We start from the raw sequence: 13,297 nt of genomic DNA on the forward strand, positions 1-13,297 counted from the left end.
GGAGCGCGTCCTTTCCCCCATTCATCGGCCGATCGGCCCGCGCGTATCGCGCGTCCCGGCCGCGCGCCCCGCCTTCGGCGGCGGCGTCTGAACAGGAGTCATCGCGATGATGTCCCACGATCCACATTCCACGCCTGAGGGCGCCTTTGAGGCGGGCGAGCCGCGCGCCGCCGAAGCGCCCTCGCCGCCGCCGCGCGCCGGCGACGGCATCCGCGCCGCCGCGCCGGCGGTCAGCGTGCTGCGCATCGTCTCCGGCCTGCACACCGGCGGCAGCCGTCCGCTGTCGGCGCAGGAAACGGTGCTGATCGGCAGCAGCGGCGATTGCGACATCGTCCTGTCCGATCCCAACGTCGCCCCGCGCCACGCCTTTCTGACCCGCATGGGCGGCACGGTCTCGCTGCGCGCGCTCGACGCGCCGCTGCGGATCGAAGGCCAGACGCTGAATCCCGGCGATCCGGCCGAGCTGGGCCCGATGCAGCGGGTCGACCTCGGCGGCGCCTCGTTCGCGGTCGGCGCGGCCGAGGACCCGGGCTGGGCGACGATGCTGCCCAACCTCGCCGACGCGGTGCGTCCGGCCAAGACCTCGATGCGCCACCTGCCGCTGATCGCCGGCCTCGCCGCGCTGTCGCTGGTGTCGGTGGCGATCGCCGCGGCGGTGATGCCGGGCTTCGAGAAGAAGCCTTCGCCGCTGGAACTGGCGCAGCCGCTGATCAAGGAATTCTCGATCGCCGGCGGCCGCCTGAGCGAAAGCCCGGACGGCACCCTGGTGCTGTCGGGCACGGTCAAGGACGCGGCCACGCGCGAGACGATCCGCAAGCGCCTGGCCACCGATGAAGTCGAGGCGCGGCTGGAGCTGCGCACCGGCGACGACATCGCCGCCGATGTGCGCGAAGTGCTGCGCAGCCAGGGCTTGGCGGTGCAGACCCGCTACCTGGGCAACGGCGATGTCGAGGTCAGCGGCCGCTTCGCCGATCCGGCGCAGTTCCAGCGCGCGATCGCCTCGCGCGCGATGCAGGACGTCAACGGCGTGCGCCGGGTGGTCCCGCGCAACCTCGACGAGAGCCACGCGCCGGCGGGCCCGGCGGTCGCCACGGCCGAGCCGGCCAAGCCCGCCGCGCCGGTGCCGCCGACCCGGATCGTCAAGATCGTGCGCGGCGACAGCCCGCACGTGACCGACATCGACGGCACCGACTACGCGGTCGGCGACACCTTGCCCGACGGACGCGACCTGATCGCGATCGGCGACAAGGCCTGGGCGCTGAACAAGACCACCGGCGTGAGCGAGCAGATCAAGGCGCAGCCGCTGACGGCCGAGGAACTGGCCCTCGCCAGCGGCGCGGCGCCGGCCACGGATGCCGCGGCCACGGCGGCCGCGCCCGCGGGTACGACGCCGGCCCCGGCTCCGGCCGCGCCGCAGGCGGCCAATGCCGCCGCGCCGAGCGCCGCCAAGCCGACCACTGCCGCGCCGAGCGCCGCGAAGCCGTCGGCGAGCGCGCGTCCGACCGTCGCCGAAGCGCCGCCGCGGCCGGGGAGTCGACAATGAACAGGGCGACCCCAGGGTCAGCACTAGCTGGTTTCACCCGCGCGGCGCCGATCTAATCCAACCTCGGCACCTTGCACCCATCGCCCGCTGAGACCTGAATAACTGCGATAGGCGTCAAGTTTCGCGACAAGTTTTCGGTGCCATCCGTTGTTCCACGCCATTGCGCGGCCTGGCCGCAAACGAGCAGGAGAGACGTCATGAGCAACAACGCAATCAACGGCGCCGGCGGTACCGCCGGCCTGGTCGGCACCTTCATCGCCGACGTCAACAAGAACGACGCCATCGGCAACGGCAAGGGCTCGCGTTCGGCCGGCGGCGGTGGCGGCGGCGGCATCGCGGCCGGCGGCGGCGCGGGCGGCAGCAACAGCTGGTACGCCGCGATGGCCAAGGCCTGGGGCTCGACCATGGACGCGCAGGCCTCGCGCATCACCGAACTGTCGGGTTCGATCGGTGGCGGCAACGACACGCCGTCGAGCATGATCTCGCTGACCTCGGAAAGCTTGCGCATGCAGTTCATCTCCAACAGCGCCTCGACCTCGATCAACTCGGTCGCCCAGGGCATCGAGAAGCTGGCGTCGAAGAACTGACCGGCGCGCGGCCCGACGTCTGCCGCCTGCCGTCGCGGCGCCCGGAACCCCGTGTCCGGGCGCCCGCGGCCTTCGCGGCGGCGCTGGCGTCGTAAGCCGGGCCAGGCCCGCATGCGTACCGACCCAACGCTGTCGAACCTACCGTTGCAGGAGACAGGTTCATGATCGAAGCCATTCAAGTCGCGGCCGAAGCCGCGCAACCGGCCGCCGCTTCGCCGGCGCAGTCGCCGCAGGCCTCCGCCTACGACATCCGCGAGTTCGCCGCCGCGTTCGACCGCGGTTCGGCGCCGGGTGCCGCCGGTGGGGTGCAGGCCGGCGGCGTCGCCCAGGCCGGCGCGGCCGAACCGTCGCAAGGCACCCGCGCGGTGCTGGCGGCGCTGGACAACCTCAACGGCGGCGCCGAGAGCATCGGCCAGGCCAGCCAGAGCATTTCGGCCAACGCCGCCGAACTGACCCCGGGCGAGATGATCCAGATGACCATGAAGTGCCACCAGTTCATGTTCACCTCGCAGCTGACCTCGAACGTCGCCAACCGCACGTCCGACGGCATCCAGCAGCTGTTCCGCCAGCAGTCGTAACAACGCAAGGCACATCACAACACGGGGGATGCATGGGTAGGGCGTCAGGCGTCAACGCAGCCGGCTTCAAAGCGGCCTGTTTCAAGGCGGCCGGCTTCAAGGCGGGAAGAATTCTGGCGGCCCTGCTGGCCTGCCTGCTGATCGTGGGGTGTACGCGCACGCCGCTGTACAGCCAACTCGACGAGCAGCAGGCCAACGAACTGATGGCGGCGTTGCTCGATGCGGGCATTCCCGCCGAGAAGGACCCCTCGCCGAGCAAGACCGGCTGGGAGGTCATGGTCAACCGCGGCGACATTCCCTACGCGATGCAGGTGCTCAATTCGCGCGGCCTGCCGCGTGCGCAGTACCGCTCGCTCGGCGAGGTGTTCAAGAAGGAGGGCTTTGCCTCCTCGGCGCTGGAAGAGAAGGCGCGCTACCTATACGGCCTGTCGCAGGAACTCTCGCGCACCCTGACCCGGATCGACGGCGTGGTCGAGGCGCGCGTGCACATCGCCCTGCCCGACCGCGACCCGCTCGGCGGCAACGTCCAGGATTCCTCGGCCTCGGTGCTGATCTTCGAACGCCCGGGCCAGAGCCTGCGCGACCGCGAGACCGACATCAAGGTGTTCGTCAAGGACAGCGTCGAGGGCCTGGACGACGTCAACAAGGTCACGGTGAAGTTCTTCACCGTGCAGTCGCCGCCGAAGGTGCACCAGGCCGCCGGCCCGCTCAACGCGGTGATCGGCTCGATCGACCTGAGCGCGGTGATCATCGGCGCCGGCGTGCTGGTGCTGCTGGCGATCGCGGCGTTCTTCTTCGGCCGCCTGCGCTCGCGCTTCTTCCCGCCGTCGCAGCCGCCGCCGCAGAGCAACGCGCGCGGCGGAGTGTGGAACGGATGAGCGCCGCGGCGCTGCGCGCGGTTCTGGCCGAGACCGATGCCAGTTGGCACGGTCTGGGCGAGGACGAGCGCATCGCCCCGGAACTGCTGGCGGCCGGGCGCGAGAGCGCGATCGGCCGCCGCCTGCTCGGCGCCTGGCTCGCCGCCGAGGCCGCGCCGGCACTGCTGGCGCCGCAACCGGGCGCGGGCTTCGCCGCCGCCGCGCTGCGCTGGCCGCGCGCGCGGGTGGAGCGGCTGGTGCGCGACCTGGGGGCGCTGGCCTACGCTCCGGCGATCCGCGCCGAAGTGCGGCGCGAGCCGGTGCGTCGGCTCAAGCAGGCGCTGGACAACGCCTACCTGCTCGCGCTCGACAGCCAGGTCTGGGACGGCAAGGTGCAGAACCAACTGGCCCTGCAGCTGGGCGAGCACCTCGACCGCGCGTTGCGCGCGGCCGACGATGCGCCGCTGTACGCCTTGCTCGACCTGCGCGGCCGCGCCGAACTGCGGCTGTGGGCCGAGCGCCGCGACCCCGGCCTGGCCGACTGGGCCCGCCTGCTGCTGCCGCGCCACCTGCACGACGAAGCGCCGGCGCTGGTCGCGCACCTGCCGCCGGACGTGGTCGAGCGGCTGCACACCCATCACGGCGCGCGCCCGCTGAGCGCTTGAGCGCGCGCCTCATTTCCGCCTCTGAATTCCTGCCTCCAAACCGGAACCGCCATGCCCGCCGATCCGCTCCGCTACGAAGCCCCGTCCGCCGCCGGCGCGAGCAACGTCGCCGACCTGACGGCGCGGCGCGACCTCGGCCGCGCCGCGGGCACGGTGGCGGTGTTCGAGCGCAAGCAGTTCGAGCGCGCGCTGGCCGGCACCGTGGTGCCGGCGCAGCAGTGGAGCCAGGTGGTCGAGATGGACCAGACCCTGGCCCGGGTCAACGCGCTCTACGACCAGGCCGGCGACGAGATCCAGCAGGCGCGCGAGGCCGGCTACGCCGCCGGTTTCGCCGAGGGCCTGGCGCGCGCGCAGCAGCAGATGGCGCAGCAGTTGGCCGACCTCAACGAGCGTCGCGCGCGGGTGCTGGCCGACGCCGGCAGCCGCGTGACCGAGCTGGCCTGCGCGATCGTGGCGCGGATCTCGCCCGAATTCGACGCGCGGGCGGTGGTGCCGCCGCTGGTCATGCAGGCGGTGGAGGCCGCGCAGGCCGAACAGTTCCTGTTGATCCGCGTGCACCCCAGCGTGCGCGAGGAAGTGGCCCAGGGCCTGGGCCTGGTGCGCCAGGCGCATCCGGTGGTGGGCGTGATCGAACTGGTCGACGACGAAAGCCTGGACAAGCTCAGCTGCGTGGTGGTGTCGGAAGTCGGCGAAGTGCGCGCCGGCGTGGCCCAGCAGATCGAGGCGATCCGGATCGCGCTGTCCGGCGCCGAGTACGGTGCCGAACACGGCGCGGAGCACGGCGGATGAACCCGCGCGCGCCGCTGTCGATGGCCACCGCCGCGCGCGCCGAGACGCCGGAGTGCGCGCGATGAGCAGCCTGCCGCGCACCGTATTGCAGCCGGCGCCCGCGCCGGTGCAGATCGATCCGTTGATCGCCGCGCTCGCGCGCGTGCCCAGCGTGGTGCGCGTGGGCAAGGTCGCCGAGGCCTACGGCACGATGATCCGCGCCACCGGCCTGAAGGCGATGATCGGCGAGCTGTGCGAACTGCGCAGCCCGCGCGACCGTAGTTTCCGCCTCGCCGCCGAAGTGGTCGGCGTGTCGCGCCAGTACACCCTGCTCACGCCGCTGGGCGCGCTCGACGGCGTCGCCCACGACACCGAGGTGATCGCCACCGGCCGCCAGGCCTCGGTGCGCTGCGGCGAGGGTTTGCTCGGCCGCATCCTCGACGCCAACGGCGACGCCATCGACGGCCGCGGCGGCTTCGGCCCGACCGTGCAGATGCCGATCTACGCCGCCTCGCCCAATCCGCTCGCGCGGCAATTGATCGACCGCCCGTTCGCCACCGGCGTGCGCGCGCTGGACACCGTCATCACCGCCGGCGTCGGCCAGCGCCTGGGCATCTTCGCCGTCGCCGGCGGCGGCAAGAGCACCTTGCTCGGCATGCTCGCGCGCGGCGGCGACGCCGACGTCAACGTGATCGCCCTGGTCGGCGAGCGCGGCCGCGAGGTCAACGAGTTCATCCACGACAATCTCGGCGAGGAAGGGCTCAAGAAATCGATCATCGTGGTCGCCACCTCCGACCGCCCGGCGCTGGAGCGCAGCCGCGCCGCCTGGGTCGCCACCGCCATCGCCGAATACTTCCGCGACCGCGGCAAGCGGGTGATGCTGCTGGTGGATTCGGTCACCCGCTTCGCCCGCGCGCTGCGCGACGTCGGCCTTGCCATCGGCGAGCCGCCGGCGCGGCGCGGCTTCCCGCCGTCGGTGTTCAGCCAGATGCCGCGCCTGTTCGAGCGCGCCGGCAACAACGACAAGGGCTCGATCACCGCGTTCTACACCGTGCTGATGGAAGGCGAGGACGGCGACGACCCGGTCGCCGAGGAAGTGCGTTCGATCCTCGACGGCCACATCGTGCTCTCGCGCAAGCTCGCCGCCGCCTACCACTATCCGGCCATCGACGTGCTGGTGAGCCTGAGCCGGACCATGCCGCGCGTGGCCGACGAAGCGCACCAGCGCGCCGCCGGCCAGCTGCGCAAGTACCTGGCCAAGCACCAGGACATCGAGCTGTTGCTGCAACTGGGCGAGTACAAGCGCGGCAGCGACGCCGACGCCGACATCGCGATCGAGAAGATCGAGCCGATCCGCAAGCTGCTCAAGCAATCGTCCAACGATCTGGCCGATTACAAGCAATCCATCGACGCGCTGCGCAGGTTGTTCGGATGAACAAGCAACGCTTCCCCCTGGCCACGCTGCTGCAGCTGCGCGAGCACCGCGTCGAGACCGCGCGCGCGCTGGTGATGGAGCGCCAGGCGCAGGTGCAGGCGCGGCGCGAGGCCTGCACCGCGATCGAGGGCGAGATCGTCGCCTTGAACCAGGAGCGCGCCAGCCAGCGCCTGCGCCTGCTCGATCCGCCGCCGGCGGGCGTGCCGTGGGCGATGGCGATGGCCCAGCGCGAGGCGCACGTCGATCATCTGGCCGAACTGGCCAACGCCGCGCGCCAGCGCCTGGCCGACGCGCAGGGCAAGCTGCGCGAGGCCGAGGCCGCGCTGGACGAGGCGCGCAAGGCCTTCTTCCGCGCCAAGTCGCGGCTGGAAGCGCTGGAGAAACGCCGCGACGTGTGGCGCAAGGAACAAAGCGCGATCGCCCAGCGCCGCGAGGAAGCGCAGTCGGCCGACCTGCTGCTGGCCGCGCGGCAACGTTCCACCCACCACAACTCCCCCTTCTGAGGTCGCCATGAGCACGATCCGCAACAGCTCCGCGAACGAAGACGCCAAGCGCGCCCAACAGCTCGCCCAGGAAGCGCAGTTGTCCGACCGCCAGCGCGCCGCGCGCCAGTCCGCGCCGGCCGAGTCGGTCGACCAGTTCCGCGAACTGATGCAGCAGCGCCAGGCGGTGGGCCAGAAGGGCGAACAGACCCTCGGCGCCCAGCCCGAGGACGGCCAGTACGCCGCCGGCGACGCCGCCGCGCAGGCCCTGCGCGGGCGCCAGCAGAACGCGCTGGAGCGCGGTCGCAACCAATACGCGCAGGACCAGACCGCGCAGAACCAGGCCGCCCAGGGCCAGGCGCGGCAGCACGGGGTCGAGCAGAAATCGCGCGACGAGCAGCGCTATTCGGTCGGCTTCGACCGCGGCGGCGGCGACGGGCAATCGTCCGAGCAGTCCGGCCTGTGGCTGGCGCAGCAGGCGATGCGCGCCGACCAGACCGCGCCGATGCAGGCGCCGGCGCCGACCTCCAACGCGGCGGCCTTCGCCGAGTTGGTCGAGCGCCACGTGCGCCAGCTCGCGGTCGGCGGCGGCGGTGCCGACGGCGGCGACGGCCAGGTGCTGCTGCGCCTGTCCGACCAGACCCTGCCGGGCACCGACCTGTTGCTGAGCAAGACCGCCGACGGCTGGCAGCTGCGCGCGGATTCGCGTTCGCGCTCCAGCTACGACGCGATCCGCGAGGCCGGTCCCGAGCTGATGCGCCGCTTCGCCGAGCGCAACCTCGGCCGGCTCAGCATCGACCCGCATTTCCACGACTGAACGCGGTCGCCCGGCGCCGTCGCGGCCGGCCGGGCCGCCCCGCCCTCTATGGACAACCCTGCAGGAGCGCATCGCCCCATGTCATCCCAAGCCAACACTGCCGCCGACGGCCGCCAATTCATCGACCAGCTGGAGGCCTCGTTGCGAGAGCAGCCGAACCTGGATGCGGCCGATCGCGACTTCCTGCTCAAGCACTTCCGCGACGCGTTCGAGAACGCGGAAGCCGGCGGCCGCGGTTTCGACCGCCAGGCCTGGGCCGACAGCGTGGCCGAGCTGGGTCTGGGCCAGGCCGAACAGGAGGCGCTGCTGGGCAAGTTCGACCAGGCCTTCGGCGGCCAAGACAACGAAGCCCGCGACCTGGGCGAGGAGTTCGTACGCCGGCTGGCCCGCGACGGCGAAGCCGGCGCGCACGCCTGGCTGCACGAGCAGATCGGCCAGATCAAGCGCAGCCGCGGCGCCAGCGCCGCGGTGCAGGTGGTGCAGGGCCTGCCGCCGCAGATCGGCAAGGTCGCCGCGGCGCGCAAGCCCGGCCCCTGGGGCTGACCCCGAGGCGGACCCTGGGGTCAACCCTAGCTAGGGCACGCCCCGACTTACGGCGCGCCGGCGGGCATGGAGAATGCGGATGTAAGCCGTAACCGCACCGCCGGACGGACGCTCGCCTACCCCGCGGGCCGGCGCCGGAAACCGATCGAACCATCCGAACTGATCCGATCCGCCTTCCGGCGGACCAACGAACCCACAGGGAGCAACGAAATGTCCACCTCCGATCTCGGCATTTCCATGACCAACGAGCGCATCGCCTCGGGCGAAGCTCGCAGCACCAGCGGCGTCAAGGCCGCCAAGGGCGGTTCCTGGTTCGAGGTGCTGGCCGCCGCGCTCGGCGACATCCTCGGCGACCGCGTCAACGCGATGATGGACGCCAAGAACCGCATGGTCGAGAACTACAAGGAAACCCTCGACCCGAAGAGCGGCGAGCAGCAGTCCAAGGAATACATGCGCGCGATGACCGACTTCCAGACCCAGAGCCAGATCTTCGGTATCGAGAGCAACGCGATCAAGAGCGCGCTCGATTCCATCGGCAACGGCCTGAAGGAAATCAGCAAGCGCTGAACGGCCTGTGCGCGCCGGTCGCGCGCGAGCCCTGAAGTGTGCGCCCGGCGGCTTGCGCCGCCGCGAAAGAACGCCAAGCTTGCCGCTTGGCGTTCTTCGTTTTTGCGCCCGCGGCGATGCGCCGCGACGCGGCGGGCCGAAGGAGGTGTGCGATGCGCGATCGAGCGAGCGTGGAACGGGGCGGGTCGGCGATGGGTCTGGAGTCGCGGGCCACGGGCATGCGGGTCCGGACGCCGCAGATCGACGGCTGGCGGGCGCGATGCCTGCGGGCCTGTCGTTCGAGCTTGCGCGCGGCGACGGCGCGATCCGTAGCGCTTTTGGCTGCCGCAGCGCGCGCGAAGCCGCTCGTGGCCGCGGCCATCGGCTGCGTCCTGGCCGCGCCGGCGCAGGCCCAGTTCGACGCCGCCGGACAGGCGGTGTTGATGCACCAGCATCAAGTCCATACCGGCAACGTGCTGTCGGCCGAGCAGGGCGCGCTCAACGCCGGCCGCGGCCGCGCCGCGCCGGGCGCGGTCGCGGCGAGCAGCGTGTGGTCGCAGTCGCTGACCGCGCTCGCGCGCGGCGCCGCGGGCGCCGCCGCCGCGCCGGATTCGGCCCTGCGTTTTCGCCGCGATCCCGCGCTGAGCGCGCGGGTCCAGGGCGAGCAGGCCGGCGTCGCGCTGAAAGGCCTGTCGATGACGCCGGCGCAGATGCGCGAGCGCTTCGACGCGCTGCTGCTGCGTTACGGCTACGCGCGCGACGATCTCGGCGACGTCGCCGCCGCTTATCTGGCGATGGCCTGGGAAGTCGCCAACGACCGCAACGCCAAGGATGTGCCCGGCGGCGAAGCCGGGTTGCGCAAGCAATTGCGCCGCGCCTTGCTCGCCAGCCCGGGGCTGCGCACGCTCAGCGATGCGCAGAAGCAGGAACTGGCCGAGCGCCTGGCCTATGCGGCGATGCGCCACGGCGTGAGCTACGAAGTGTATCGGCAGACCGGCGCGCGCCAGGAGTTGGTGTCGCTCGGCGAGCGCGTGCGCCGCGAGGTCGAGCGCCAGGGGCTGGATCTGCGTCGCTACGAATTGGTCGGCGGCCAGGGACTGAGCGCGCGGCGCTGAGGGCGCCGCGCTAAGCGCGCGTGGCGCATTTGGGAGCCGCTGCGCCGATCCGGCGCCGCTTGTGCCGGCGCGATTTCGTTCAAGGACGCTTGTTGATCCGTCGCCCCAGCCACCACGCGCCGGCGGCGACCGCGACGCCGAGCGCCAACGCAGCGCCGCTGCCGCCGGTCTGGATCCGCTGGCTGTCGAAGCTGCCGCCCGGCAGCAGCAGGACCACCGCCATCGCCAGGCACACGTAGGCGACCACGGTCAGCACCCAGAACAGCCACTGCAGCGCGCGCACGGCCTCGACTTCGGGCGTGTCGTCGTGGCTGGGACGGTGGGCGCCGCCGCGGCCGAAGCGCCACAGCCAGTGGGTCAGGGTGGCGCCGGAGACGCGGCCGCGGCCGGGCGCGCGCCGTGCCGCGGTGTCGCCGGTGTAGACCGATGCGTTCGGACCGTCGCCGCGCTGCTGCACGGCGCGGTCGTTGAGCGCCGCCGGCAGATTGCGCGGATCGTTGCTGGTGGTGTGGGTGCCGACCGCCGGCAGCGCGGCCGCGGTTTCCGACGGCGGCGCCGCGGCGGCCGCGGCGGTGTTGCCGGCCGCCGCGTGGGTGCCGGCCGGCAGGCGCGCGAGCAGGGCTTGCTGGGCGATCAACGCGTCCTGCGACAGCGCCGCCGCGGCCGGCGAGCCGGCGACGGCGTTGGGAACGACATTGGCGGCGGCGAGGGTCGAAGCCGGCGCGGCGCTGAGTTGGGCGGTGGTGGCGGCGCCGTGCGCGGCGGCGCCCGCGGCCGTGCCGCCGGCGCTGCCGCCGCTGGGCAACGCACCGCCGACCGAGGCCGGCAGCGACTGGCCCTGTGCGCCGGCGCTGGCGGCCGAGCCCGCCGCGGCCGGCACCGCGCCGCGATCGAGCAGTGCGTACTGGGCGGCGTTGAAGGCGCGCTCGGACAGGGTCGGCGCCGGGTATTGGGTCGGCGCGGGGCCGTTGCCGAACGGGTGGTTGTAGGCGCTCGGCGAGGAGCCCTGCAGCATGCGACTGAGCGGATTGTCGGGATTGATCAGCGGCGCGTTGCTGCCCGGCGCGGGCGCGGTGCCGACCGGCGTGTTGCCCAGACCGCCGCCGGGCAGCCCCGGCGTGCCGCCCGGGCCCTGACCGTTGGCGCCGGGCAGATTGTTGGACGGCAGGCGCGGCGATTGCGGGTCGTTGTCGCCCTCCCCGGGCGCCGACGGCATGCCGGGGAGGCCGGGACTGTTCCCGCCCAGCAACGGCAGGCCGCCGGGCAGGCCGGACGCGCCGCCGCCCAGGCCCGACAGCAGGTTACCCAGGGGATTGCTCGGGAAGTCGATGGACATGGCCGCACCCGCACGCACGATCGCCCGTTGCCGCAGGGACGTTGCTGCGACGGTAGCGCCGCGCCGCGGCCGCGGCATCCTCGGGGCGGCCCTAGGTCGGCGCGACCGATCGTGCATCTTGGCGGTGCCGCGCCGGGTTGCGCCAGGTCGCGCGTATCGGTCGCACACCTGGGCCGAATGCATCGATGAAGACCCGCCGACGAAACACGCGCGGATGAAAAACGCATCGACGAACGCGCTGCGCGAACGCGTCCCACAAAAGATTCTTGTATGCGGCGAAAGCCGCGTTTGCAGCGCGCCGGATGCGCGCGCATTCGACTTCGCAAACGTGGCAACGCAGCCGCGTTGCGCGCGTATTTCGTCTTGTTGCGCGCTTCGCCCGCGCGCACACTGTGTCCGCGTTCGCTGCCCGCGATGCAAGGTCGCCAGGCGAACGCGGCACCGACGTCCGCAACGCTCCCACACACCAGGAACCAAGATGAGCCGACTGCCCGGCCTCGATCTGCTGCGCGCGATCGCGATCGTTTGGGTGATGTTCTTCCACGCCGCCGGCCAGGGCCTGGGCTCGCCGTGGATGCCGATGTCGCAGTTCGGCTGGATGGGCGTGGATCTGTTCTTCGCCCTCAGCGGCTATCTGATCGGCTGGCAGGTGCTGCGTCCGCTGAGCGAAGGCCGCCGGCTCGATTTCAAGGACTTCTACCTGCGCCGCGCGCTGCGCGTGCTGCCGGCGTTCTGGACGGTGCTGGCGCTGTACCTGCTGTGGCCGGCGTTCCGCGAGCGGCCCGGGCTGGAGTCGGGCTGGCAGTTCTTCAGCTTCACCTTGAACCTGCTGATCGACTACGAACGCAACAAGGCGTTCTCGCACGCCTGGTCGCTGTGCGTGGAAGAGCATTTCTATCTGCTGTTTCCGTTGCTGGCGATCGCGCTGACGCGGCGGCCGGCGTTGTGGAAGGGCGTCGCCGCGGTGATCGCGCTGGCGCTGGCCGGCATCGCGCTGCGCGCCTGGGTGTGGAACGGCCTCGACGATAACGCCAACCATTGGGTCGAGCGCATTTACTACCCGACCTGGATGCGCCTGGACGGACTGTTGTTCGGTGTCGCGCTGGCGGCGCTGCGCGCGTACCGACCGCGCGCGTGGGCGGCGATGATGCGGCGCTCGGGCTGGCTCGCGCTGGCCGGCGCGGCGGTGCTGGCGGCGGCGATGTGGATCTCGCGCGAGCGCCTGGGCTTCGCCGCCTCGGTGTTCGGCTTCCCGCTGATCTCGCTGGCGATGGCGCTGCTGGTCGCCGCCGGCGCGTCCGAACAGCGCTGGACCGGCCGCCTGCGCATCCCCGGCGCCGGCTGGCTGGCGGCGGCGTCCTTCAGCCTGTACCTGGGGCACAAGGGCATGTTCGCGCTGATGGCCGGCGCGTTCGGCGAAGCGCTGGACGCGCGACCGCTGCTGGCCTTCTGCGCCTATGCCGCCGCCGCGCTGGCCGGCGGCGCATTGCTGCACTACAGCGTGGAGCGCCCGTTCCTGCGCCTGCGCGACGGCCTGATCCGCAGTCGCCGCGCGACGTCGCCGACGGCGAGCGAAGCGGCCGCGGCCTGATACACAGCGCGGGCGTTGCAGACGCCAAGATCTGCGTCGATCCGAATCTGAGCCGGCTCAACCGGCCGTCGGATTTGCGCCAACTCGAATCGCCGCGAATCCGAATCCGCCCCATTCCGGCGACACCCGGAATCCAGTTTGTCGTTGTCTCCAGCCGTTAGTTGTTCGCTGTTCGCTTTGACGCAACCCCAAGCAAAGCCGATGTTCCGCAGCCCCGGAGGGCGTGCGCATGGATGCGCACGCGCGCCATGGGGCAGGATGCCCCTTATGGCGCGGCCCCGCGCCCTTTTCGAGCCATAGTGGCTCTTGATCCGAAAAAACAAGGCCTTTTCTTTGGTTACTTTCTTTGTGGCTTCAGACAAAGAAAGTGACCCGGCCGCTTGCGGACGGAAGCTCTTGATGGTCGCTTGTCTTCACAAGTACGCACACGCAAA

15 protein-coding genes are annotated in these 13,297 nt (G+C 71.8%); 13 read left to right on the forward strand and 2 right to left on the reverse strand.

From position 1 onward, the window contains the following. The first annotated feature begins 109 nt into the window (after window positions 1–109). From RDV84_RS07895 to RDV84_RS07945, 11 genes are all read left to right on the forward strand, one after another. A complete protein-coding gene (locus RDV84_RS07895) occupies window positions 110–1,543 on the forward strand; it encodes an FHA domain-containing protein (protein WP_309152999.1) in 1,434 nt (477 codons plus the stop codon). 197 nt (window positions 1,544–1,740) lie between these two features. Then, window positions 1,741–2,130: a hypothetical protein gene (locus RDV84_RS07900; RefSeq protein WP_197414790.1), complete on the forward strand. Its 390-nt coding sequence runs from the start codon at window positions 1,741–1,743 to the stop codon at window positions 2,128–2,130. A gap of 161 nt (window positions 2,131–2,291) precedes the next feature. After that, entirely contained in the window at window positions 2,292–2,708 is a 417-nt protein-coding gene (locus RDV84_RS07905) for a hypothetical protein (protein WP_091800212.1), read from the forward strand. A gap of 32 nt (window positions 2,709–2,740) precedes the next feature. After that, on the forward strand, window positions 2,741–3,586 hold the full coding sequence (sctJ, locus tag RDV84_RS07910) for a type III secretion system inner membrane ring lipoprotein SctJ (RefSeq protein ID WP_057949560.1): 846 nt from the start codon (window positions 2,741–2,743) through the stop codon (window positions 3,584–3,586). Beyond that, a complete protein-coding gene (locus tag RDV84_RS07915; protein WP_057949559.1) occupies window positions 3,583–4,230 on the forward strand; it encodes a hypothetical protein in 648 nt (215 codons plus the stop codon). Before sctJ ends, RDV84_RS07915 begins: the two co-directional genes overlap by 4 nt. Window positions 4,231–4,281: 51 nt before the next feature. Next, complete coding sequence (locus RDV84_RS07920; protein ID WP_309153000.1) at window positions 4,282–5,019, forward strand: FliH/SctL family protein; 738 nt, start codon at window positions 4,282–4,284, stop codon at window positions 5,017–5,019. A 61-nt stretch (window positions 5,020–5,080) separates the two neighbouring features. Continuing rightward, the gene (locus RDV84_RS07925) at window positions 5,081–6,433 is read left to right on the forward strand and encodes a FliI/YscN family ATPase (RefSeq protein ID WP_078997020.1); all 1,353 of its coding nucleotides are present in this window, start codon (window positions 5,081–5,083) and stop codon (window positions 6,431–6,433) included. Then, window positions 6,430–6,936 (forward strand): hypothetical protein, encoded by a 507-nt coding sequence (locus RDV84_RS07930; RefSeq protein WP_057949557.1) that lies wholly within the window; start codon window positions 6,430–6,432, stop codon window positions 6,934–6,936. The genes RDV84_RS07925 and RDV84_RS07930 overlap by 4 nt, the downstream gene beginning before the upstream one ends. Window positions 6,937–6,943: 7 nt before the next feature. Then, window positions 6,944–7,732, forward strand: a complete 789-nt coding sequence (locus tag RDV84_RS07935; RefSeq protein ID WP_057949556.1) for a hypothetical protein — start codon at window positions 6,944–6,946, stop codon at window positions 7,730–7,732. A gap of 78 nt (window positions 7,733–7,810) precedes the next feature. Continuing rightward, the gene (locus RDV84_RS07940; protein WP_078997018.1) at window positions 7,811–8,275 is read left to right on the forward strand and encodes a hypothetical protein; all 465 of its coding nucleotides are present in this window, start codon (window positions 7,811–7,813) and stop codon (window positions 8,273–8,275) included. 210 nt (window positions 8,276–8,485) lie between these two features. Then, window positions 8,486–8,842 carry a hypothetical protein gene (locus tag RDV84_RS07945; protein WP_057949554.1) on the forward strand — a complete coding sequence of 119 codons (357 nt, stop codon included), beginning with the start codon at window positions 8,486–8,488 and terminating at the stop codon, window positions 8,840–8,842. On the opposite strand, the gene RDV84_RS07950 is transcribed toward RDV84_RS07945, so the two are convergent. Next, window positions 8,829–9,203, reverse strand: coding sequence for a hypothetical protein (locus RDV84_RS07950; protein WP_309153001.1), 375 nt, complete (start codon window positions 9,201–9,203; stop codon window positions 8,829–8,831). The two genes, RDV84_RS07945 and RDV84_RS07950, sit on opposite strands and share 14 nt — an antisense overlap. Between RDV84_RS07950 and RDV84_RS07955 the strand changes: the two genes are divergently transcribed. Further along, window positions 9,190–9,936, forward strand: a complete 747-nt coding sequence (locus RDV84_RS07955; RefSeq protein ID WP_309153002.1) for a DUF6683 family protein — start codon at window positions 9,190–9,192, stop codon at window positions 9,934–9,936. The genes RDV84_RS07950 and RDV84_RS07955 overlap by 14 nt on opposite strands. A 79-nt stretch (window positions 9,937–10,015) precedes the next feature. Here the strand turns inward: RDV84_RS07955 and RDV84_RS07960 are convergent, their stop codons facing one another. Continuing rightward, entirely contained in the window at window positions 10,016–11,272 is a 1,257-nt protein-coding gene (locus RDV84_RS07960; protein WP_309153003.1) for a hypothetical protein, read from the reverse strand. Window positions 11,273–11,750: 478 nt separating this feature from the next. On the opposite strand from RDV84_RS07960, the gene RDV84_RS07965 reads away from it, so the two are divergent. Next, window positions 11,751–12,863, forward strand: a complete 1,113-nt coding sequence (locus RDV84_RS07965) for an acyltransferase family protein (RefSeq protein WP_309153004.1) — start codon at window positions 11,751–11,753, stop codon at window positions 12,861–12,863. The last annotated feature ends 434 nt before the right edge of the window (window positions 12,864–13,297 follow it).

The sequence above is a fragment of the Lysobacter yananisis genome (genome assembly GCF_031199375.1).
Taxonomy (GTDB): domain Bacteria; phylum Pseudomonadota; class Gammaproteobacteria; order Xanthomonadales; family Xanthomonadaceae; genus Lysobacter; species Lysobacter yananisis.

What these genes read in the sequence shown, in the direction of transcription:
- RDV84_RS07940 (WP_078997018.1), top strand. Translation starts at nt 7,811, where the DNA reads ATGTCATCCCAAGCCAACACTGCCGCCGACGGCCGCCAATTCATCGAC.
- RDV84_RS07930 (WP_057949557.1), top strand. Translation starts at nt 6,430, where the DNA reads ATGAACAAGCAACGCTTCCCCCTGGCCACGCTGCTGCAGCTGCGCGAG.
- RDV84_RS07925 (WP_078997020.1), top strand. Translation starts at nt 5,081, where the DNA reads ATGAGCAGCCTGCCGCGCACCGTATTGCAGCCGGCGCCCGCGCCGGTG.
- RDV84_RS07935 (WP_057949556.1), top strand. Translation starts at nt 6,944, where the DNA reads ATGAGCACGATCCGCAACAGCTCCGCGAACGAAGACGCCAAGCGCGCC.
- sctJ (WP_057949560.1), top strand. Translation starts at nt 2,741, where the DNA reads ATGGGTAGGGCGTCAGGCGTCAACGCAGCCGGCTTCAAAGCGGCCTGT.
- RDV84_RS07960 (WP_309153003.1), bottom strand. Translation starts at nt 11,272, where the DNA reads ATGTCCATCGACTTCCCGAGCAATCCCCTGGGTAACCTGCTGTCGGGC.
- RDV84_RS07920 (WP_309153000.1), top strand. Translation starts at nt 4,282, where the DNA reads ATGCCCGCCGATCCGCTCCGCTACGAAGCCCCGTCCGCCGCCGGCGCG.
- RDV84_RS07945 (WP_057949554.1), top strand. Translation starts at nt 8,486, where the DNA reads ATGTCCACCTCCGATCTCGGCATTTCCATGACCAACGAGCGCATCGCC.
- RDV84_RS07900 (WP_197414790.1), top strand. Translation starts at nt 1,741, where the DNA reads ATGAGCAACAACGCAATCAACGGCGCCGGCGGTACCGCCGGCCTGGTC.
- RDV84_RS07950 (WP_309153001.1), bottom strand. Translation starts at nt 9,203, where the DNA reads ATGGCCGCGGCCACGAGCGGCTTCGCGCGCGCTGCGGCAGCCAAAAGC.
- RDV84_RS07895 (WP_309152999.1), top strand. Translation starts at nt 110, where the DNA reads ATGTCCCACGATCCACATTCCACGCCTGAGGGCGCCTTTGAGGCGGGC.
- RDV84_RS07915 (WP_057949559.1), top strand. Translation starts at nt 3,583, where the DNA reads ATGAGCGCCGCGGCGCTGCGCGCGGTTCTGGCCGAGACCGATGCCAGT.
- RDV84_RS07905 (WP_091800212.1), top strand. Translation starts at nt 2,292, where the DNA reads ATGATCGAAGCCATTCAAGTCGCGGCCGAAGCCGCGCAACCGGCCGCC.
- RDV84_RS07965 (WP_309153004.1), top strand. Translation starts at nt 11,751, where the DNA reads ATGAGCCGACTGCCCGGCCTCGATCTGCTGCGCGCGATCGCGATCGTT.